Raw genomic sequence first — 19,255 nt, forward strand, 5'->3', positions numbered from 1 at the left:
GACTGCATGACGGGTGGGAACGAGCGATGGCCGATTTCAAGACCCTGATCGCCAAGGTGGCTTCCGGGGCCAGCCTGAGCCGGGAGGAGGCGACGTCGGCCTTCGACATCATGATGACCGGCGAGGCGACGCCGTCGCAGATCGGTGGCTTCCTGATGGCGCTGAGGGTGCGCGGCGAAACCGTCGAGGAGATCGCCGGCGCCGTGTCGTCCATGCGCTCGCGCATGCTGACGGTGGAGGCGCCGGCGGATGCGGTCGATATCGTCGGCACCGGCGGCGACGCCTCCGGCAGCCTCAATATCTCCACCGCCTCGGCCCTCGTTGCCGCCGGCGCCGGCCTGCCCATCGCCAAGCACGGCAACAGGGCGCTGTCGTCGAAATCCGGCGCCGCCGACGTGCTGATGGCGCTCGGCGTAAAGATCGACATCGGGCCGGACACCATCTCGGCCTGCATCCGCGAGGCGGGCGTCGGCTTCATGTTCGCGCCGGTGCACCATTCGGCGATGAAGCACGTCGGTCCGAGCCGCGTCGAGCTCGGCACCCGCACCGTCTTCAACATCCTCGGGCCGCTCTCCAACCCGGCCGGCGTGCGGCGCCAACTGGTCGGCGTCTTCGCGCGCGAATGGCTGCTGCCGGTGGCCGAGACGCTGGCCGCCCTCGGCTCCGAAGCGGTCTGGGTGGTGCACGGCTCCGACGGTCTCGACGAGATGACGCTGTCCGGCCCCACCTATGTCGCGGAACTGAAAAACGGCGCCGTTCGCGCCTTCGAGGTGATGCCGGACGACGCCGGCCTGCCGCATCATTCTCCCGAAGCGGTGCGGGGCGGCTCGGCCGAGGACAATGCCCAGGCGCTGAGGGCGCTGCTCAACGGCGCCGGCGGCGCCTATCGCGACACGGTGCTGCTCAATGTCGCCGCCGCGCTGGTCATCGCCGACCGGGTGCCGACGCTAAAGGACGGCGTGACGCTTGCCGCCGATGCCATCGACAGCGGCCGCGCCCTTGCCGCCCTCGACCGGCTGGTCGCCCGCTCCAACGCCTGAGGAAACGCCGTGGCCGATATCCTCGCCCGTATCGAGGCCTACAAGCGGCAGGAGATCGCCGCCGCCGAGGCCGCGATCCCGCTTGCCGAAATCAAGGCGCTGGCCGCCGACCAGCCGCCGCCGCGCGGCTTCCGCGCCGCCATCGAGAAAAAGCACGCCGAGGGCCGCTACGCGCTGATCGCCGAGGTCAAGAAGGCCAGCCCGTCGAAGGGGCTGATCCGGCCGGACTTCGATCCGCCGGCGCTGGCCCGCGCCTACGAGGCGGGCGGGGCGGCCTGCCTTTCGGTGCTGACCGACGCGCCGTCGTTCCAGGGGCATCCCGACTATCTGAAGGCTGCCCGGGCGGCGACGGCGCTGCCGGCGCTCCGCAAGGATTTCCTGTTTTCGCCCTATCAGGTCTACGAGGCGCGGGCGTGGGGCGCCGACTGCATCCTGATCATCCTCGCCGCCGTCGACGACGATACCGCGAGGCGCCTCGAGGACACCGCCCTCGACCTCGGCATGGACGTGCTCCTCGAAGTGCACGACGCCGCCGAGCTCGAGCGGGCGCTGAAGCTGCGGTCGCCGCTTCTCGGCATCAACAACCGCAACCTCCGCACCTTCGAGACGCGGCTCGAAACCACGGAGGAGCTGTCGGAAAGCGTGCCGGGCGACCGTATCCTCGTCGCCGAGTCCGGCCTGTTCACGCCGGCCGACCTGGCGCGCCTGGCGCGCGTCGGTGCCCGGACTTTCCTGATCGGCGAAAGCCTGATGCGGCAGACCGACGTCGCCGCGGCGACCAAGGCACTGCTCGCCTGAATCCAGCGCCCGTTCGATCTTGTCGAACGGGCGCTGGAAACTGGGTACCGTCAGGCCGTCAGCACCATGTGCGGCCGGCCGTTCGACGTTTTCGACGGGCTGACGCCCTCTTCGTCGATGGTGGCGGTGACGCGCTTGCGGAAGGCCGAGAAGCTCTCGAACTCCACCACGTCCACCGGCTCGTCGAAATCGACGGTGATGGTGTAGTAGCCGGGTACCGAGGTGACCGCTTGCAGCGCCCGCACGGTGCCTTCGAAGGCCTTGCCGAGATAGGTGCCTTTCACCCGGTCGCCGGGGTTCCAGGCGCGCCGGGGCGGCTCGTTGCCGACCTTGGCGTAGAGCGTGTTCCAGTCGGCAAAACCGTATTGCCGGGCCATCAGCTCCAGCGATTTCGAATGGCTGATATCGCTGCCGGCTTCGGCGAGCGAGCTTCTGAGACGACGGGCCTGGGCTTTCAGCTCGTCGAGCGTTGGCAGTCGGGACGACATGACCGTTCTCCAAATGGCATCGGACATGACCGTAAGCAGGGTGCCCGCATTGCCGAGAGGTCTCGATGCCTGGAAAACGCAGCGATCGACGGGAGCTTCACCATGGCTTGCGCCGGCGGGCGGCTGGGGTCCCTCACCCATGGCCGGTCATCTAGGAGGGGCGGGCCGGATTGTCAAGGCGAGGGGATCGGAGGCAAAAAAAGCCGGGCTTTCGGCCCGGCCTCTTCCCGATCCGGAAATCTGTGTCGTTCAGTCCTTGATGACCGAAATGTCCGGCGCATCCACGGCCTTCATGCCGACGGTATGATAGCCGCTGTCGACGTGCAGCACCTCGCCGGTGACGGCGCGGCCGAGATCGGACAGGAGGTAAAGCGAGCTGTCGCCCACTTCCTCGATGGTGACGGTGCGGCGCAGCGGCGCGTTATATTCGTTCCACTTGAGGATATAGCGGAAGTCGCCGATGCCGGAGGCGGCCAGCGTCTTGACCGGGCCGGCCGAGACGGCGTTGACGCGGATGTTCTGCGGGCCGAGGTCGACGGCGAGATACTTGACCGAGGCTTCCAGCGCCGCCTTGGCCACGCCCATCACGTTGTAGTTGGGCATCACCTTCTCGGCGCCGTAATAGGTCAGCGTCAGCATCGAGCCGCCTTCGGTCATCAGCTTCTCGGCGCGCCGGGCGACCGCCGTGAAGGAGTAGACCGAGATCAGCATGGTCTTCTGGAAATTGGCCTCGCTGGTGTCGACGTAGCGGCCGGTCAGTTCGTCCTTGTCGGAAAAGCCGATGGCGTGCACCAGGAAGTCGATCTTGCCCCATTTTTCGGCGAGCGTCGCGAAGACCGCGTCGATGGTGTCGGCCTCGGCCACGTCGCAGTGGCCCACCACCAGCGCGCCGATCTCGGCGGCCAGCGGCTCGACGCGCTTCCTCAGCGCGTCGCCCTGATAGGTCAGCGCGATCTCGGCGCCGGCGGCGTGAAGCGACTTGGCAATTCCCCAGGCCATGGAACGGTTGTTGGCCAATCCCATGATCAGGCCACGCTTGCCCGCCATCAGACCCACAGCACCTGCCATTTTGTAACCCCGCCTAATCAAATCCGGATGTCGTGCTCGTATGACACAAGGATTATGACAATAGCAAGTCGCGGAGCGGCCTCGCCGGGACGCCTGTCGTGACCGCCGCCGACCCTCGACGGCGGCGGTTCGCGGCTGTAGGTTCCGCCGCATGAAAGCCCCGTCGACGCCCGATCTCCTCTCCCGCTTCGCCGCCCTCGTCGGACCCGGCCACGCCCTCACGGAAGCGGCGGACAAGGCCCGCTATCTCATGGAATGGCGCGACCTCTACCGGGGTGAAACGCCGCTCGTCCTGAGGCCGGCCAGCACGGCGGAAGTGGCCGCCATCCTGCGTCTTGCCCACGAGACGAAGACGGCGATCGTGCCGCAGGGCGGCAATACCGGCCTCGTCGGCGGCCAGATCCCCGTGCCGGGGCGGCAGGAAATCGTCGTTTCCCTGGAACGGCTTGACAGGGTCCGGTCGATCGATCCGCTCGGCAACAGCATGGTCGTCGAGGCCGGCATGCCGCTCGCCGCCGTCCATGCGGCGGCCGAGGCGGCGGATCGGGTGTTTCCGCTGACGCTCGCCTCGCTCGGCTCGTGCCAGATCGGCGGCAACATCGCCACCAACGCCGGCGGCACCGCCGTGCTCGCCTACGGCAACGCCCGCAACCTGGTGCTCGGCCTCGAGGTGGTGCTGGCCGACGGGCGCGTCTGGAACGGCCTCCGGCGGCTCGGTAAGGACAATGCCGGTTATGATCTGAAACAATTGTTTATCGGTTCGGAGGGCACTCTGGGCATCGTCACGGCAGCGGCGTTGAAGCTTCGTCACCGCCCGCGCGGGCTGGCGGCGGCCTTCGTCTCGGTCGCCTCGCCGGCGGCGGCGCTCGACCTGTTCGCACGCGCCCAGGCCGCGGCGAGCTTCGGCCTCACCGGCTTCGAATTGATGTCCGGCCTCGCCATGGAATTCGCCCTGCGCCATCTTCCGGGCGCCCGCCTGCCGGCCGCCGCCGCGCCCTGGTACGTGCTGGTCGAGGTCGGTTCCGGCCGTTCCGATGCCGAGGCCGGCGCGGTCATTCTCGACATTCTCGAAAGCGCCATGGCGGCGGGCGAGGCGCTCGACGCGGCGGTGGCGCAGTCGCTTTCCCAGGTCGACGATTTCTGGCGGCTTCGCCACGGCATGAGCGAGGTGCAGAAGCACGAGGGCGGCTCCATCAAGCACGACGTTTCCGTGCCGATCGGCGACCTGCCGGCCTTCCTCGACGAGGCGATGGCCGCGGTGACGGCGGCCTTTCCCGGCTGCCGGCCGGTGCCGTTCGGCCACATGGGCGACGGCAACATCCATTTCAACGTCAGCCAGCCCGAGGGCGGCGACCGCCAGGCGTTCCTCTCCCGCTGGGACGAGATGAACGCCGTCGTGCACGATGTGGTGCGAAAATACGATGGCTCGGTGGCGGCCGAGCATGGCGTCGGCCGGCTCAAGGTCGACCTGCTGGCCGAAGTGAAGCCGTCGCTTGATCTGGAGCTGATGGGCCGCCTCAAGGATGCGCTCGATCCCGAGGGCATCCTCAATCCCGGCCGGGTCATTCGCCGGTCATGAACAGCAGCCAGCGGCCGTCGGCGGCGATCTCCAGGCGGTAGAACTCGTAGGAGCCGACCGCGCGCATTTCCTCGAAATCGCCGGCCGTCAGCACGCGATAGACCTCGACGAGCTGGCGGCGATCGAGGGTGTCCGGCGGCAGCTCGGCGAAATAGGGCCAGACATAGCGGGCCTGTGGCGTGCCGTCGCCCTTCACCACCCAGCCGGCATCGAGCACGTCGAGCAGGATGGCCAGCACCTCGAGGCCGGCGGTATCGCCGGAGGCCGCCTTCAGGATGTCGATCGGATCGCCCTCGCCGGTCGAGGAGAACAGCGGCGGCGGGCTGGACAGGCCGATCACCGCCCGCATCTGCGTCTCGTCGCCGGATCGGGCGGCGGCGACGATCTTCTCGCGCATGGCCGCGACGGCCGGCGGCAGCGTCGAGAGATCGTAGCGCACCTCGGGGAGGGAAGCGGACGCCGCCTCGTCTGGAGGGGTCGCCAGGCCCGTACCGGTCCCGACGCCGGATCCGTCGTCCCCGGGAACGCTGAAGCCATAGCCGCTGCCCGGCGAGCGGCCGGTTTCCGGCGACGACTGGAGGCCGAAGGCGAGGGCTGTCGACGCGGCGCATAGCGACAGGCTCACCGCGATCGCCGCGGCGAACAAGGGCGCTCCGATGGAAATCCGCATGTCGTCCCCCGGGCCTCGCGCGGCGGCCTGCCGCGCCTTACTGCAGGGTGCGCAGCAGCGTGTATCCGCCCGAGGAGATCTTCTCCGGCAGCTCGGCAACCAGCCGGGCCACGCTTTCCTCGCCGAAGCACTCGACAAGCGTCGTCAGGGCGGCGAACAGGGCCGCGTGGGCAACCGCGTCGACGGGAATGCCGTCGTCGTCGGCATCGTCGAAGGCGCGCTCCATGTGCGTCATGGCCCGATGCTTGAAATTATCGCCCACCGTGGCCTCGACCGGCTCAAGCAGTTCGTCCCGCATATCCGACATCGGCCCCATCCGCACCTTCTGGAATCGGTTCGCAGCACCAAGGCCGCCGCCGATCCGCATCATCGACGGGCGCCACACTATCATCGTTCCGCCAAGACGCAACGCCAACCGTTAAAGAGCGTTAACGAGTTTGAAGAAATGCGGTTAACGAACCGGTAACCATCAGCGGGCGGGCGCGACGGGCGAATCGCCGGTGCGGCCGAAGCGCTGGTCGAGGCGTTCGGAGAGCTGCGCCCCCTCCGCGAAATAGCGCTGGAGTACGCCGCGCGTCGACGCCGTGCAGGTCCGGTGGGCCACCGCGAAGGTGCGCTGGCCGCGGTTGAAGGCCTCGACATAGGGGCGGCGCGCCGGCCCGTCGAGGCCCTGCGCATCGAGGAGCGCCACCATCTTGGCGCGCCAGTCGGCCGCCGATGGCCCGCCACAGAGGCCATCGAGATAGGCCGCCGCGCCGAGCACTTCGGACAGGCGCAGGATGTCAGCCTGATAGGGGGGAGGCGGCGTGGCGTCGGCGGCCAGGAGCGGCGTCGCCGAGGCAAGCGTCACGAACACGGCCAGAACCTTCAGCAAGAGACGCCCCCTGTCGCGCCGAACCTTCGGCCATTCTGGACCGTCCGCCGAGACGGGGCAAGGATGGCGTCAGCCTTCGACGAGCGCCCTCGTGCGGTCGATGAATTCGGCAAGCTTCGGCGTCAAGCTGAATTCGGCAAGTTGTTCGGGCGGAACAAAACGGGCGGCCAGCGCGTCCGAGGCGGCCACCGGCTCGGCGTTGGCGGCGGCTTTCGCCGCAAAGACGATCAGCACGTAATGGCGGAAGGTGCTGCCGTCGCCGCCCGACAGAATCACTTCGTGGACGAGCGGAACCCCGGCGAGCGTGATCCGCAGCCCGGTCTCCTCGAACACCTCGCGGCGGGCGGCGTCCTCGAGGGTTTCGCCCCATTCGAGATGGCCGCCGGGAAAGCTCCAGAGGCCGCCCGACGGGTCGCCGGAGCGCTCCACCAACAGCACCTCGCCGCCGCGCCAGACGCCGACGCTGACACCGACACGAGGCTGGCGGAGGGAGGCGGGGGAGGGCATGGTCTCAGCCGAACAGCGCGTCGACGGCCGACTGGGCGTCGCCGGTGTCCTCGGTGACCATGGCGGCCACCGGCGCGCCGTTGATCAGGCCCATGGCGTGAGCCAGCAGCGGCTTGATGCGCATTTCCGACAGGTCGGTCAGCGCCTCGATCGGCAGCGCGTCCATCGGGGCGTCGATGATCATGCGCTGCAGGCCGGCCATGGCGGCGTCGATCCGGGCGACGGTATCGTCGAACGCCCGCCGGCGCTCCGGATCGCAAGCCTCGTAGGCGGCAATGGCGAGGTCGCGCTCCTTGAAATGCGACTGGCGGAAATGCTCGACATAGGAGCAGGGCTGCCAGGCGACGACGTCCGGCGCGCAGTCCGGCATCATCGGCAGCATGTCGATCAGCATCACCACTTCATTGAAATGGTTGAGGTAGTCGGTGGCGAGCCAGGTGTCGGGGTGGATGTTGGCGGCGGCAAGACGGTCCGGAGAGAAAACGGTCTCCGGCCTCACGAGCTCTTCCGTGCCTGCCGTGCCCGCCAATTCATCCCCCGCCGAAAAATTCACTTTCGGAAACATACCGTGGTCAAGGTTGCCAAATACCTTACGCCGGCATTTGTTTGGCGACGGGCGAAGCGGATATCATCGTCTTCGTCAGGCAGTCGGTTATCGGGGTCGGTGCATGTGCGGTCGATTTGTGCTCATCGAGTCGCTAAGGGCAATGCAGAACCTGTTCGGCTATCGCATCGACGAGCGCTTTCCCGAGCGGCTCCTCGATGCCGGCCGTCGCTACAACATCGCGCCGACCCAACCGATCGTGGCCGTCGATGCCGGCCTCGACGGCGTCCGGCATGTCCGCCTCGTGCGGTGGGGCCTCATCCCCGCCTGGACGAAGGATGCCAGGACCCAATCGCTTCTCTTCAACGCCCGCTCCGAAACGGCGGCCGACAAGCCGTCGTTCCGGACGGCCATGCGCCACCGCCGCTGCCTCGTTCCCGCCTCCGGCTTCTATGAATGGCGGCGCATGGGGACGGCCAAGATGCCCTATTATATCCGCCCGCGCGACGGCTCGACCATGGCCTTCGCCGGTCTTACCGAGACCTGGCTCGGACCGGATGGCAGCGAGATCGACACCGGCGCCATCCTCACCACGTCGGCCAACAGGCTGATGGCGATGCTGCACGACCGGATGCCGGTCATCCTGGATCCCGGGGATTGGGACGAGTGGCTCGACTGCGGCAACCGCCGGCCGCGCGACGTCGCCCGCCTGCTGCGGCCGGCCGCCGACGATCTGCTCGAAGCCATCCCGGTCAGCGAGCGGGCGAACAGCGTGGCCAACGACGACGAGGCGCTGATCGCCCCGCTCGCCGAACCGCTCACCGTCGACGCCGAGCCGGAGGCGGAGAAGCCGGCCGACCCGACGCCCGACGACGAGCCGCCGGCGCAAGGCAGCCTGTTCTGAAGGGCTGTTGAGGCTGTGGCGGCGGTCTGCTATCATGTATCTACATTATAGATACAGGGGGAAGCCATGCGCGCCACCGTCCGCAAATGGGGCAACAGCGCCGCCATCCGCATTCCTTCGCCGTTGCTCGAAGCGGCGAACCTGTCGCTTGATGTCGAGGTCGACATCACGGAGGAGAACGGTCGCATCGTCATCGAGCCGGTCCGCGCGGCTTTCGATCTCGGCACGCTGCTCTCCGCCATCACGCCCGACAACGTCCATGCGGAAGTGGATAGCGGTGAGCCGACCGGTAAGGAACGTCTCTGATGGCCTGGGCGCCCGAGGCCGGCGACGTGGTCTGGCTGGAATTCTCGCCGCAGGCCGGACATGAGCAGGCCGGCCGCCGGCCCGCCGTGGTGCTCAGCCCATCCGCCTATAATCGTCTCACCGGGCTGATGCTGTGCTGTCCGCTGACGACGCGGGTAAAGGGCTACCCCTTCGAGGTGCCGATCGCCGACACGCGCGGCAGCGTCGCCCTTGCCGACCAGGTGAAGAGCCTCGACTGGCAGGCGCGCAATGCCGAGCGCAAGGGCAGGGTGTCGGGGGCGGAACTCGTCGAGATCAGGGGAAAGGCGACGGCGCTGATCCGAGGATGATCCCTCACGCCGCCGAGAACAGCCGTGCCGTTTCGTCGACGGCGCCGGGCGCGATTTCCACCCTCTCGCCCGTGATCTTCGCCTTGCCTTCGGCGATCAGGCGGACGGCGAGGGGATAAAGGCGATGCTCGGCCGTCAGTATGCGGGCGGCGAGGCTGTCCGGCGTGTCGCCGGCCACCACCGGCACGGCTGCCTGGGCGACGATCGGTCCGGCGTCCATCTCGGCCCGCACGAAATGCACCGTGCAGCCGGCGAGCTTGACGCCGTCGGCGATCGCCCGCTCGTGGGTATGAAGCCCCTTGTAGGACGGCAGCAGCGACGGGTGAATGTTGATCAGCCGGTTGTGCCAGCGCTCGATGAAGGCGGGGGAGACGATGCGCATGAAGCCGGCAAGGCAGACGAAGTCGACGCCGTGGGCGACAAGCGCGTCGATCACCGCCGCTTCGAACTCGGCCTTGGAGGCGTGGGCCTTGTGGTCGACGACAACGGCCGGAATGCCGCGCGCGCGGGCGAAGTCGAGCCCCTTGGCATCGGGGCGGTTGGAGAGGACGCAGCATATTTCGGCCGGAAAGGCCGGATCCTGCGCCGCCTCGACCAGCGCCGCCATGTTGGATCCGCGCCCGGAAATCAGAATGCCGACCTTGAGCTTGCCCATCTTCCCCTGTCCCGCATGAAGGCCTTCGGCCTCACCCCTCTCTCCAGGAATTCGGCCGATTTTCACAGCGTCAGTTCCCCGTCGAACAGCGTGCGCGGCCCCTCGGGGTCGGCGATCATTTCGCCGAAGCGGACGACGTTCTCGCCGGCCGCCACGAGCGCGGCGGCAACCCGGTCGGTATCCTCGGGCGCCACCACGGCGATCATGCCGATGCCGCAATTGAACGTCCGCACCAGTTCCGCCTGATCGAGCCCGCCGACCTTGGCCAGCCAGCCGAACACCTTCGGCACCTTGACGGCCGAAAGGTCGACGCGCGCCGACAGGCCGGCCGGCAGCACGCGCGGAATGTTGTCGACGAAGCCGCCGCCGGTGATGTGGGCGAGCGCCTTGATGGCGCCGGTCTCCTTCTGGGCGACGAGCACCGGCTTCACGTAGATGCGGGTCGGCACCGTCAAGGCCGCGCCCAGCGTCTCGCCGTCCGAGAAGGGCGAGGGGGCGGCATAGGAAAGCCCCGAGTGCTCGACGATCTTCCTGACCAGCGAGAAGCCGTTGGAGTGCACGCCCGACGAGGCGATGCCGAGGATGACGTCGCCGTCCCGCACGCTGTCGCGCGGCAATATGCCGTCGCGCTCGACAGCGCCGACGGCAAAGCCGGCGAGATCGTAGTCGCCATCCTTGTACATGCCGGGCATCTCGGCCGTTTCGCCGCCGATCAGGGCGCAGCCGGCCATCTTGCAGCCTTCGGCGATGCCGGCCACCACCTCGGCGGCGGTATCGACGGAGAGGCGCCCGGTTGCGAAATAGTCGAGGAAGAACAGCGGCTCGGCGCCCTGGACCACCAGGTCGTTGACGCTCATCGCTACGAGGTCGATGCCGACGAAGCCGTGGATGCCCGCCTCGATGGCCACGGCGAGCTTGGTGCCGACGCCGTCGTTGGCCGCTACCAGCACCGGGTCGCGGAACTTGCAGGCGGCGAGGTCGAACAGGCCGCCGAAGCCGCCGATGTCGGCGTCGGCGCCGATCCGGCGCGTTGCCTTGACCAGGGGTTTGATGCGATCGACGAGGGCGTTTCCGGCGTCGATGTCGACGCCGGCGTCGCGATAGGTGAGCCCGTTCTTGCCGTTCATGGAGCCTCGCGCCTTCCCTGCAATGGATATCCGGCAAGAAGCCGAAACCGCGGAAAATGACAAGTCAAAACTGCGCCTTTCCCGCTTCCCTTGGCGGGAAAACGGCATGCATGGCCACAGGTCGGTCTTGGAAAGCGCGGCGGCGATGCTCAAATGACCGACACGACCTTCCCTCGGGGACGCCTTTTGACCATACCCAACCTCATCACGCTGGCCCGCCTGATCGCCGTTCCCGCGGTCATCCTGCTGCTGCTCGACGGTGATTTCGGCTGGGCCTTCGCCGTGTTCGTGATCGCCGGCATTTCCGACGGCGTCGATGGCGCCATCGCCCGCCACGTGCCGGGGCAGGCGAGCGAACTCGGCCGCCTGCTCGATCCGGTGGCCGACAAGGCGCTGCTGGTCTCGATCTTCGTGGTGCTAGCGGCCACCGGGCACGCGCCGATGTGGCTCACCGTGCTGGTGGTCAGCCGCGACGTGCTGATCGTCGGTGGCGTCATCGTTTCCTGGCTGGCGTCGAAGCCGGTGCCGATCGTGCCGCTGATGATTTCCAAGGCCAACACGGCGGCGCAGATTCTTTATGCCGCCCTGTTGCTCGCCGATCTCGGCCTGGCATGGCGGTTGGAGCCGCTTGTGGATATCATGGGCTGGGTCGTGGCGGCCTTGACCCTGGTCTCCGCCGCCGCCTACGTCAGGGGCTGGCTTGCGTTCATGCAAGGGTGAGGACTGCGCGTGAAGCTCAGGAATACGGTTCTCTTCTGGACTGGCGCGGCGCTGGCTTTCGGCCTGCTGCTTTACGTCTTTTCCTCGATCCTGCTGCCCTTCGTCGCCGGAATGGCGCTCGCCTATCTGCTCGATCCGGTGGCCGACCGCCTCGAGCGGCTCGGCCTGTCGCGGGCGCTCGCCACCGCGCTGATCCTGGTCCTGTTCGTTCTGCTGGCTCTCCTGGCGGTGATGATCATCGTGCCGGTGCTGGGCAGCCAGCTCCAGGGCCTGATCGCCAACATGCCGGCCTATCTCGACGCCGCCCAGCGCTGGCTGAGCCAGGAGGCGGGCTCGCGCCTGTTCCGGGCGTTGCGCATCTCGGCGACCGATATCCGCGGATCGCTCGGCGCGCTGTTCAGCAACGGCTCCTCCATCATGGCGGCGCTGCTCTCGTCGGTGTGGAACGGCGGCCAGACGCTGATCTCGGTCATTTCGCTGCTGGTGGTGACGCCGGTGGTCGCCTTCTACATGCTGCTCGACTGGGACCGCATGGTCGCGACCATCGACGACAACCTGCCGCGTCATCATCGCGAGACCATCCGGGCGCTGGCGCGGGAGATGAACGTCGGCGTTGCCAACTTCGTGCGCGGGCAGGTGTCGGTATCGGCGCTGCTCGGCCTGTTCTACGCCGTGTCGTTGTCGCTCGCCGGCCTGTCCTTCGGCCTGCTGATCGGCCTCGTCGCCGGCCTGATCAGCTTCATTCCCTATCTCGGGTCGATCGTCGGCGGCGGCCTTGCCATCGGCGTGGCGCTGTACCAGTTCTGGCCGGACTGGACGTGGATAGCCGTCATCGTCGGCATCTTCGTCATCGGCCAGTTCATCGAGGGCAACATCCTGCAGCCCAAGCTGATCGGCTCGTCGATCGGCCTGCATCCGGTCTGGCTGATGTTCGCCCTGTTCGCCTTCGGCACGCTGTTCGGCTTCGTCGGCCTTCTGGTCGCCGTGCCGGCCGCCGCGTCGGTGGCCGTGCTGGTCCGCTTCGCCTTCGCCAAGTATCGGGAGAGTCCGTTCTATAGTCTCGACCAAGGCGAGGCCGCCGATCCGGCCACAGACGAAATTGTTGTTCCACCCGAGGACGCTGCCCCATGAGCCGCATGAAACCGCGCCAGTTGCCGCTCGCCATGCCGCATCAGGCTGCGATGAGCCGCGAGGATTTCCTGGTCGGCGAGGGCAACCGCGAGGCGGCGGCCTTCATCGACGCCTGGCCCGACTGGCCGGCGTCGGTGGTGCTGCTGATCGGCCCCAACGGCTCGGGCAAGACGCACCTCGTCAACATCTGGGCGGCCAAGAGCCGGGCCGCCGTCGTCGCCGCGGCCGACCTGTCGTCCGCCGACCCCACGGCGCTGATCGGCACCGGCGCCGTCGCCGTCGAGGACGCCGACGATCCCGCCCTCGACGAGAACGCGTTGTTCCACTTGCTCAACGCGGCGCGCGGGCGCGGCGCCTCGGTGCTGATCACCGCCCATTCCGTGCCGTCGGTCTGGGGAGTGACGCTTCCCGACCTCCTGTCGCGCCTTCGCGCCGCCCAGCCGGCCTTCCTCGGCCCGCCCGACGACGCGCTGCTCGAAAAGGTCATGATAAAGCTGCTCGCCGACCGCCAGCTCGCCATCGACGCCGGCGTGCTCGACTATATCCTGCTCCGCATGGAGCGGTCGTGCGCGGCCGCCTGCGCGCTGGTCGAGGCGCTCGATCGCGAATCGCTGGCCCGCGGCCGCCGCATCACCAGGGCGATCGCCGCCGACGTGCTGTCGCCCGGCAGCGAAAGCTGAGCCCGGGTACCAAGCCGACGAAGAGATTGTGGCCTCATCCCGAAGCCGTAGACAAACTGTCACATAGCTGGTGCATGGATTTGGTCCGTAAGCTAGACTGACCGCAAGCGGCCGGTCCTGCCTGGAGCCTGGGCCCACCAGCCCCGCGAACCCGAGGTCGTGGAGATGAGCGAGACGGATGCAGCCGTGAGCGAGACGATGGAGGCAGAGACCGGGCCCGCGCCGGCGATGACCATGGAATCGCCCGAACGGTTCGTGAATCGCGAGATCTCCTGGCTGGGCTTCAATCGCCGCGTCCTCGAGGAATCGGAGAACGCCAACCATCCCCTGCTGGAGCGGCTGCGCTTCCTGTCGATCTCGGCGAGCAATCTCGACGAATTCTTCATGGTGCGCTTCGCCGGCATCAAGGGGCAGGTGCGCGAGCGCGTGACCACCCGCTCCGACGACGGCCTGACGCCCGCCGAACAGATGGCGGTGATCTCCGAAGCCGCCGCCCGGCTGGCCGATTCCCAGCAGGCGCGCTGGCGCAACCTGCGCACCGAGATCGAGAAGGCCGGCATCATTCTCGTCGAGCCGGGCAAGCTCAAGGCGGGCGACGAGGTCTGGCTCGAGGATTATTTCCTGTCGTCGATCTTCCCGGTGCTGACGCCGCTGGCCGTCGATCCGGCCCATCCGTTCCCCTTCATTCCCAATCTCGGCTTCTCGATCGTCCTCGACCTCGTCAGGGTGCGCGGCAACGAGAGCATGGTGGCGCTCATCCGCATGGCCGCCAAGATCGATCGTTTCGTCCGCCTGCCCGACGACGGCGCCCATTCCGGGACGACGCGCTTCATCCTGCTGGAGCAGGTGGTGACCATGTTCATCGGCCGCCTGTTCCCCGGCTACACGGTGCGCGGCCAGGGCAGCTTCCGCATCCTGCGCGACAGTGATCTCGAAGTGGAGGAAGAAGCCGAGGATCTGGTTCGCCTGTTCGAAAGCGCGCTGAAGCGTCGCCGCAAGGGCCTGGTCATCCGCGCCGAGTTCGAGCGCTCGACGCCGGTGGCGCTGCGTCAACTGGTCACCGAGTCGGTCGGCTGCATGCCCGACGAGGTGCAGCTTCTCGACGAACTGCTCGCCCTCAACGACCTCGGCCAGCTCGTCGGCCTCGACCGGCCCGATCTGAAGTTCGAGCCTTACGCACCGCGCTACCCCGAGCGCATCCGCGAGCATGCCGGCGACGCCTTCGCGGCCATTCGCCAGAAGGACCTGATCGTTCACCATCCCTACGAGTCGTTCGACGTGGTGGTGCAGTTCCTGCGGCAGGCGGCGGCCGACCCGGAGGTGGTCGCCATCAAGCAGACGCTCTACCGCACGTCCAACGACAGCCCGATCGTCCGCGCGCTGATCGAGGCGGCCGACGCCGGCAAGTCGGTGACGGCGCTGGTCGAGCTCAAGGCCCGCTTCGACGAAGAAGCCAACATCCGCTGGGCGCGCGACCTCGAGCGGGCCGGCGTGCAGGTGGTGTTCGGCTTCTTCGAGCTGAAGACCCACGCCAAGATGTCGCTGGTGGTGCGCCGCGAGGGGCAGCAGCTTACCTCCTACTGCCATCTCGGCACCGGCAACTATCACCCGATCACCGCCCGGATCTACACCGACCTCAGCTATTTCACGGCCAACAAGACCATCGCCCAGGACGTGGCGCGCATCTTCAACTTCATCACCGGCTATGCCGAGCCGCAGTCGCTCAATGCGCTGGCCATGAGCCCGCTGACGCTGAGGAAGACCATCATCGACTGCATCGGCCGGGAGATCGAGCACGTCAGGGCCGGCCGCCCCGGCCAGATCTGGATGAAGATGAATTCGCTGGTCGATGCCGACATCATCGACGCGCTCTACGAGGCGAGCCAGGCGGGCGTGTCGATCGATCTGGTGGTGCGCGGCATCTGCTGCCTGCGGCCGCAGATCCCCGGCTTCTCCGACAACATCCGGGTGAAGTCGATCGTCGGCCGCTTCCTCGAGCACAGCCGCATCTTCTGTTTCGGCAACGGCCAGTCGTTGCCCAACCCGCGCGCCACGGTCTACATCGGCTCCGCCGACATGATGCCGCGCAACCTCGACCGCCGCGTCGAGGTGCTGGTGCCCCTGACCACGGAGACCGTGCACGCCCAGACCGTCGACCAGATCATGGTGGCTAACCTCCGCGACAACCAGCAGAGCTGGCGCCTGCTGCCCGACGGAGGCCACGAACGCATCGTGCCGGAGCCGGGCGAGGAGCCTTTCAACGCGCACCGCTACTTCATGACCCATCCATCTCTATCGGGACGTGGACACTCGCTTGAAAAAGACGCACCCAAGTCTATTGCCGGACGGCACGAAAAGCACCTGCCGGTGTGAAGCCCCCGGCCGGCTGCCGGGCTACGGCCCGGTATCGGTCATCGACATCGGCTCCAACTCCGTCCGCCTCGTCGTCTACGAGCGCCTGTCGCGGGCGCCGACCATGCTGTTCAACGAAAAGATGCTCGCCGGCCTCGGCAAGGGACTGGCCGCAACCGGCCGGATGAACCGGGACTCGGTGAACCAGGCGCTCGGCGCCATCCGCCGCTTCAAGCTCCTGGCCGAGCAGAGCGGCTCGGTGGAGCTCTACATCCTGGCCACCGCCGCCGCCCGCGACGCGGCCAACGGCCCGGAATTCCTGGCGGCCGTCAAGGAGATCTGCGGCGTCGAGGTCAATCTCCTGTCGGGTACCGACGAAGCGCGGCTTTCGGCGCTCGGCGTCATGTCCGGCATGAACAGGCCGGCGGGCATCGTCGGCGATCTCGGCGGCGGCAGCCTGGAGCTCATCCGCATCGAGAACGACATGGTCGGCACCGGCCGCACCTATCCGCTCGGCGGCATCCGCCTGCTGGAAGCCTCGGAGGGCTCCATCCGCAAGGCCGAGAAGATCGTGGCCGACGCGCTGGAACCGGCCATCGTGCAGATGCCTTGCGCCGGACTGCCGTTCTTCGCGGTGGGCGGCACCTGGCGCTCGCTGGCCCTTCTCCACATGTACGAGACCGGCTACCCGCTGCACGTGATGCACAACTACTCGATCCGGGCCGAGGAGGCGCTGGAATTCGCCCGGGTCGTCGCCCGCCGCGATCCCGACAGCATCGACCAGATCGAGGTGGTCTCGCGCTCCCGCCGCGGTTTGCTTCCTTACGGCGCCCTGGTGCTGGAGCAGGTGATCCGGGCGATCCGCCCGTCGCATGTGGTGATTTCCGCCCTGGGTGTCCGCGAGGGCTATCTCTACGAGCGCCTCTCCGGCGACGAGCGCACCAAGGACCCGCTGCTCGAGGCGGCGTCGGAACTCAACTGGGTGCGCTCGCGCTCGCCGCGCCATGCCAAGGAACTGGTCGCCTGGTCGGAAGCGGCCTTCTCGCTGCTCGGCATCGAGGAGACCGAGGACGAGAAGCGCCTGCGCGCGGCGGCCTGCCTCGTCTCCGACATCGGCTGGCGCGCCCATCCCGACTATCGCGGCGAGCAGAGCCTCGGCATCCTCTCCAACGCCTCCTTCGTCGGCATCGATCATCCGGGACGCGCCTACCTGGCGCTCGCCGTCTTCTACCGGCACGTCGGCCTTGTCGACGACGCGGTATCCCCGCGCATCCGCGAGCTGGCCTCGACCCGCCTCAAGGAACGCGCCCGGACATTGGGCGCCGTGCTGCGCGTCGCCTATCTCGTCACGGCGTCCATGCCGGACGTACTGCCGCGCACCGGACTGTCGATCGACGGCGACCGGCTGGTCCTCAACCTTCCGGGCGATCTCGGCGATCTCGCCGGCGACCGTCTCCTGAAGCGTCTCGTTCAGCTCGCCAAGGTCGGCGGCCTCAAGGACGGCGTGATCCGCGTCGCGGGGTAGGGGGAGGCGATTTCCGCGGCACACCGGGCCGGTTCTGCCAAAGCGCGGCGGCAATGGACGGAACGGCCGGGACGGGCTACACTATCACCAGGTATTACCCGGTGATAAGAGGCGCGCCATGGCAACATCCCTCAAGATCGGCGACGGTCTGAAAAGCCGCGTCCAGCAGCTTGCCGACCGGCGTCGGCGCTCCGCGCACTGGATCATGCTCGAAGCGATCGAGCAGTATGTGCAGCGCGAGGAGGCCCGTGAAAGCTTCAGGCAGGAAGCCTTGGCGTCCTGGGAGGCTTATCGGGAGACGGGCCGGCATCTGACCGGCGAGGAAGTCCGCGCTTGGCTGAACACTTGGGGCACCGATGACGAGAAGACGGTGCCGGAATGCCACGGGTAATCGTCACGGAAGGCGGGGCCGCGGGTTTGGAGCGCTGCCGCCGGTTGTTGGCTGCCAAAGCGCCTGAAGTGGCCAGGCGGGCAGGACAGGCCATCGAGCGGCAATTCCTGCTCCTGGAACGGATGCCGGACATGGGCCGGCCGCTTCCCGATCTGCCGGATCTGCGCGAACTGGTGATCGCGTTTGGAGAGTCCGGCTACGTCGCGCTCTATCGCCATGAACCGGCCGACGACGCGGTGTATATCCTGGCCTTCCGCCATCAAAGAGAAGCTGGCTACTAGATATTTCCGCGTTTCATGGAAACACGGAAATATCCCTATCTTGTTGAGTTGAAGCTCCGCCGGGCCGTTTGAAGCCTTGTATTTCTTCACCGCTCGATGGCGATGATCTTCTTGCCGTCGAAGGTGATGGCCAGCCGGCCGCGCTTCAGCTTGAGCGCCTGCTCGCCGAACATCTCCCGCCGCCAGCCGCGCATCGCCGGAACGTCGGCCTCGTCGGAGACGGCGATATCCTCGAGGTCGTCGGTGGTGGCGATCACCTTGGCGGCGACGCCCTCGGCCTCGGACACCAGCTTGAGCAGCACCTTCATCAGGTCGACGGCGGCACCCGTCCCCTCGGGAAGCTGGCGATGGCGCGGCAGCTTCGGCCAATCCTCCTTGGGCGTTTCGAGGGCGCGGCGCACGGCGGCGAGGATTTCCTCGCCGGAGCGGGAGCGTTCCCAGCCCTTCGGAATGGTGCGGAGCTGGCCGAGCGCCTCGGGCGTCGTCGGCGCCTGCGTGGCGACCTCGTAGATGCAGTCGTCCTTGATGACGCGCGAACGCGGCACGTCGCGGCCCTGCGCCTCGCGCTCGCGCCAGGCGGCGACTTCCTTCAGGATGATCAGCTCGCGCGGCTTCTTGACGCGCATCTTGAGCCGCTGCCACGCCTCGTCGGGATCGGTGCGATAGGTATCCTCGGAGGTCAGCACGCGCATTTCCTCGGCCACCCAGTCGGCGCGGCCGGCCTTGGCGAGGCTGTCCCTGAGATGGCGATAGACGTCGCGGAGATGGGTGACGTCGGCCTCGGCGTAGTCGACCTGGCTCTGGCTGAGCGGCCGGCGCGACCAGTCGGTGAAGCGGTTCGACTTGTCGAGCACGACGCCGGTCACCCGCGCCACCAACTGGTCGTAGGAGATGGAATCGCCGAAGCCGCAGACCATCGCCGCCACCTGGGTGTCGAACAACGGCGCCGGCACGAAGCCGCCGAGATGCCAGACGATCTCGATGTCCTGTCGGGCGGCGTGGAACACCTTCAGCACCGCCGGATTGCCCATCAGCTCGAAGAAGGGCGCAAGGTCGAGGCCGGGCGCCAGCGCGTCGACCACGAACACCTCGTCGGGACTGGCGAGCTGCACGACGCACAGCTTCGGCCAGAACGTGCTTTCCCGGAGAAATTCGGTATCGACGGTGACGAAGTCGAAACGGGCGAGGTGAGCGCAGGCGTCGGCCAGCGCGGAAGTGGTGGTGATCATCGACATGAGCACCGTCTATAGCGCAGGCAAAACGCTTTGTCGCCCGCCCCGCCTTAC

The 19,255-nt window shown here is 67.6% G+C and carries 24 protein-coding genes; 14 read left to right on the top strand and 10 right to left on the bottom strand.

The genetic code is table 11. The annotated features are described in order from the left end of the window. Window positions 1-26 precede the first annotated feature (26 nt). Together trpD and trpC are read left to right on the top strand one after the other, a co-directional pair. Window positions 27-1,040, top strand: coding sequence for an anthranilate phosphoribosyltransferase (trpD, locus tag CJ014_RS13415; RefSeq protein ID WP_100080993.1), 1,014 nt, complete (start codon window positions 27-29; stop codon window positions 1,038-1,040). 9 nt (window positions 1,041-1,049) lie between these two features. After that, window positions 1,050-1,838 carry an indole-3-glycerol phosphate synthase TrpC gene (trpC, locus tag CJ014_RS13420; RefSeq protein WP_100080994.1) on the top strand — a complete coding sequence of 263 codons (789 nt, stop codon included), beginning with the start codon at window positions 1,050-1,052 and terminating at the stop codon, window positions 1,836-1,838. Between the two features lie 50 nt (window positions 1,839-1,888). On the opposite strand, the gene CJ014_RS13425 is transcribed toward trpC, so the two are convergent. Together CJ014_RS13425 and fabI are read right to left on the bottom strand one after the other, a co-directional pair. Continuing rightward, on the bottom strand, window positions 1,889-2,326 hold the full coding sequence (locus CJ014_RS13425) for a glyoxalase superfamily protein (RefSeq protein WP_100080995.1): 438 nt from the start codon (window positions 2,324-2,326) through the stop codon (window positions 1,889-1,891). A gap of 249 nt (window positions 2,327-2,575) precedes the next feature. Beyond that, a complete protein-coding gene (fabI, locus tag CJ014_RS13430; protein WP_100080996.1) occupies window positions 2,576-3,394 on the bottom strand; it encodes an enoyl-ACP reductase FabI in 819 nt (272 codons plus the stop codon). 151 nt (window positions 3,395-3,545) lie between these two features. On the opposite strand from fabI, the gene CJ014_RS13435 reads away from it, so the two are divergent. Beyond that, window positions 3,546-4,973, top strand: a complete 1,428-nt coding sequence (locus CJ014_RS13435; protein ID WP_100080997.1) for an FAD-binding oxidoreductase — start codon at window positions 3,546-3,548, stop codon at window positions 4,971-4,973. Here CJ014_RS13435 and CJ014_RS13440 read toward each other — a convergent pair. The 5 genes from CJ014_RS13440 to CJ014_RS13460 all read right to left on the bottom strand — a co-directional run bounded on the left by CJ014_RS13440 (window position 4,957) and on the right by CJ014_RS13460 (window position 7,523). After that, window positions 4,957-5,643 (bottom strand): hypothetical protein, encoded by a 687-nt coding sequence (locus CJ014_RS13440; RefSeq protein WP_100080998.1) that lies wholly within the window; start codon window positions 5,641-5,643, stop codon window positions 4,957-4,959. The genes CJ014_RS13435 and CJ014_RS13440 overlap by 17 nt on opposite strands. A 37-nt stretch (window positions 5,644-5,680) precedes the next feature. Then, the gene (locus CJ014_RS13445; RefSeq protein ID WP_245427309.1) at window positions 5,681-5,950 is read right to left on the bottom strand and encodes a hypothetical protein; all 270 of its coding nucleotides are present in this window, start codon (window positions 5,948-5,950) and stop codon (window positions 5,681-5,683) included. 162 nt (window positions 5,951-6,112) lie between these two features. Then, complete coding sequence (locus CJ014_RS13450; protein WP_100080999.1) at window positions 6,113-6,517, bottom strand: TIGR02301 family protein; 405 nt, start codon at window positions 6,515-6,517, stop codon at window positions 6,113-6,115. 69 nt (window positions 6,518-6,586) lie between these two features. Beyond that, a complete protein-coding gene (locus CJ014_RS13455; RefSeq protein WP_100081000.1) occupies window positions 6,587-7,024 on the bottom strand; it encodes an NUDIX hydrolase in 438 nt (145 codons plus the stop codon). Between the two features lie 4 nt (window positions 7,025-7,028). After that, the gene (locus CJ014_RS13460; protein WP_100081001.1) at window positions 7,029-7,523 is read right to left on the bottom strand and encodes a hypothetical protein; all 495 of its coding nucleotides are present in this window, start codon (window positions 7,521-7,523) and stop codon (window positions 7,029-7,031) included. Between the two features lie 169 nt (window positions 7,524-7,692). Between CJ014_RS13460 and CJ014_RS13465 the strand changes: the two genes are divergently transcribed. The 3 genes from CJ014_RS13465 to mazF all read left to right on the top strand — a co-directional run bounded on the left by CJ014_RS13465 (window position 7,693) and on the right by mazF (window position 9,107). Then, window positions 7,693-8,472 (top strand): SOS response-associated peptidase, encoded by a 780-nt coding sequence (locus tag CJ014_RS13465; protein WP_100081002.1) that lies wholly within the window; start codon window positions 7,693-7,695, stop codon window positions 8,470-8,472. Window positions 8,473-8,538: 66 nt separating this feature from the next. Next, window positions 8,539-8,778 (top strand): AbrB/MazE/SpoVT family DNA-binding domain-containing protein, encoded by a 240-nt coding sequence (locus tag CJ014_RS13470; protein ID WP_100081003.1) that lies wholly within the window; start codon window positions 8,539-8,541, stop codon window positions 8,776-8,778. Then, complete coding sequence (gene mazF, locus CJ014_RS13475) at window positions 8,778-9,107, top strand: endoribonuclease MazF (RefSeq protein WP_100081004.1); 330 nt, start codon at window positions 8,778-8,780, stop codon at window positions 9,105-9,107. Before CJ014_RS13470 ends, mazF begins: the two co-directional genes overlap by 1 nt. A 4-nt stretch (window positions 9,108-9,111) precedes the next feature. On the opposite strand, the gene purN is transcribed toward mazF, so the two are convergent. Together purN and purM are read right to left on the bottom strand one after the other, a co-directional pair. Further along, entirely contained in the window at window positions 9,112-9,762 is a 651-nt protein-coding gene (gene purN / locus CJ014_RS13480; protein WP_100081005.1) for a phosphoribosylglycinamide formyltransferase, read from the bottom strand. A gap of 62 nt (window positions 9,763-9,824) precedes the next feature. Continuing rightward, window positions 9,825-10,889: a phosphoribosylformylglycinamidine cyclo-ligase gene (gene purM, locus CJ014_RS13485; RefSeq protein ID WP_100081006.1), complete on the bottom strand. Its 1,065-nt coding sequence runs from the start codon at window positions 10,887-10,889 to the stop codon at window positions 9,825-9,827. Between purM and CJ014_RS27860 the strand changes: the two genes are divergently transcribed. The 8 genes from CJ014_RS27860 (at window position 10,879) to CJ014_RS13520 (ending at window position 17,969) form a co-directional block, all read left to right on the top strand. Further along, entirely contained in the window at window positions 10,879-11,046 is a 168-nt protein-coding gene (locus tag CJ014_RS27860; protein WP_165790840.1) for a hypothetical protein, read from the top strand. The two genes, purM and CJ014_RS27860, sit on opposite strands and share 11 nt — an antisense overlap. Continuing rightward, a complete protein-coding gene (locus CJ014_RS13490; protein ID WP_342588545.1) occupies window positions 11,043-11,609 on the top strand; it encodes a CDP-alcohol phosphatidyltransferase family protein in 567 nt (188 codons plus the stop codon). The genes CJ014_RS27860 and CJ014_RS13490 overlap by 4 nt, the downstream gene beginning before the upstream one ends. A 9-nt stretch (window positions 11,610-11,618) precedes the next feature. After that, a complete protein-coding gene (locus CJ014_RS13495; RefSeq protein ID WP_245427313.1) occupies window positions 11,619-12,740 on the top strand; it encodes an AI-2E family transporter in 1,122 nt (373 codons plus the stop codon). Next, entirely contained in the window at window positions 12,737-13,420 is a 684-nt protein-coding gene (locus tag CJ014_RS13500; RefSeq protein ID WP_100081008.1) for an HdaA/DnaA family protein, read from the top strand. The genes CJ014_RS13495 and CJ014_RS13500 overlap by 4 nt, the downstream gene beginning before the upstream one ends. 165 nt (window positions 13,421-13,585) lie before the next feature. After that, entirely contained in the window at window positions 13,586-15,793 is a 2,208-nt protein-coding gene (locus CJ014_RS13505) for an RNA degradosome polyphosphate kinase (protein ID WP_100081009.1), read from the top strand. Then, window positions 15,735-17,297: a Ppx/GppA family phosphatase gene (locus CJ014_RS13510; protein WP_280952338.1), complete on the top strand. Its 1,563-nt coding sequence runs from the start codon at window positions 15,735-15,737 to the stop codon at window positions 17,295-17,297. The genes CJ014_RS13505 and CJ014_RS13510 overlap by 59 nt, the downstream gene beginning before the upstream one ends. Window positions 17,298-17,415: 118 nt before the next feature. Beyond that, the gene (locus CJ014_RS13515; RefSeq protein WP_100081011.1) at window positions 17,416-17,688 is read left to right on the top strand and encodes a CopG family ribbon-helix-helix protein; all 273 of its coding nucleotides are present in this window, start codon (window positions 17,416-17,418) and stop codon (window positions 17,686-17,688) included. Beyond that, window positions 17,676-17,969 carry a type II toxin-antitoxin system RelE/ParE family toxin gene (locus CJ014_RS13520; protein WP_100081012.1) on the top strand — a complete coding sequence of 98 codons (294 nt, stop codon included), beginning with the start codon at window positions 17,676-17,678 and terminating at the stop codon, window positions 17,967-17,969. Before CJ014_RS13515 ends, CJ014_RS13520 begins: the two co-directional genes overlap by 13 nt. A gap of 86 nt (window positions 17,970-18,055) precedes the next feature. Here CJ014_RS13520 and rnd read toward each other — a convergent pair whose 3' ends face one another. Continuing rightward, entirely contained in the window at window positions 18,056-19,204 is a 1,149-nt protein-coding gene (rnd, locus tag CJ014_RS13525; RefSeq protein ID WP_100081013.1) for a ribonuclease D, read from the bottom strand. Window positions 19,205-19,255 lie beyond the last annotated feature (51 nt).

Origin of the sequence: Pleomorphomonas carboxyditropha, from assembly GCF_002770725.1 — a bacterium.
GTDB classification, from domain to species: domain Bacteria; phylum Pseudomonadota; class Alphaproteobacteria; order Rhizobiales; family Pleomorphomonadaceae; genus Pleomorphomonas; species Pleomorphomonas carboxyditropha.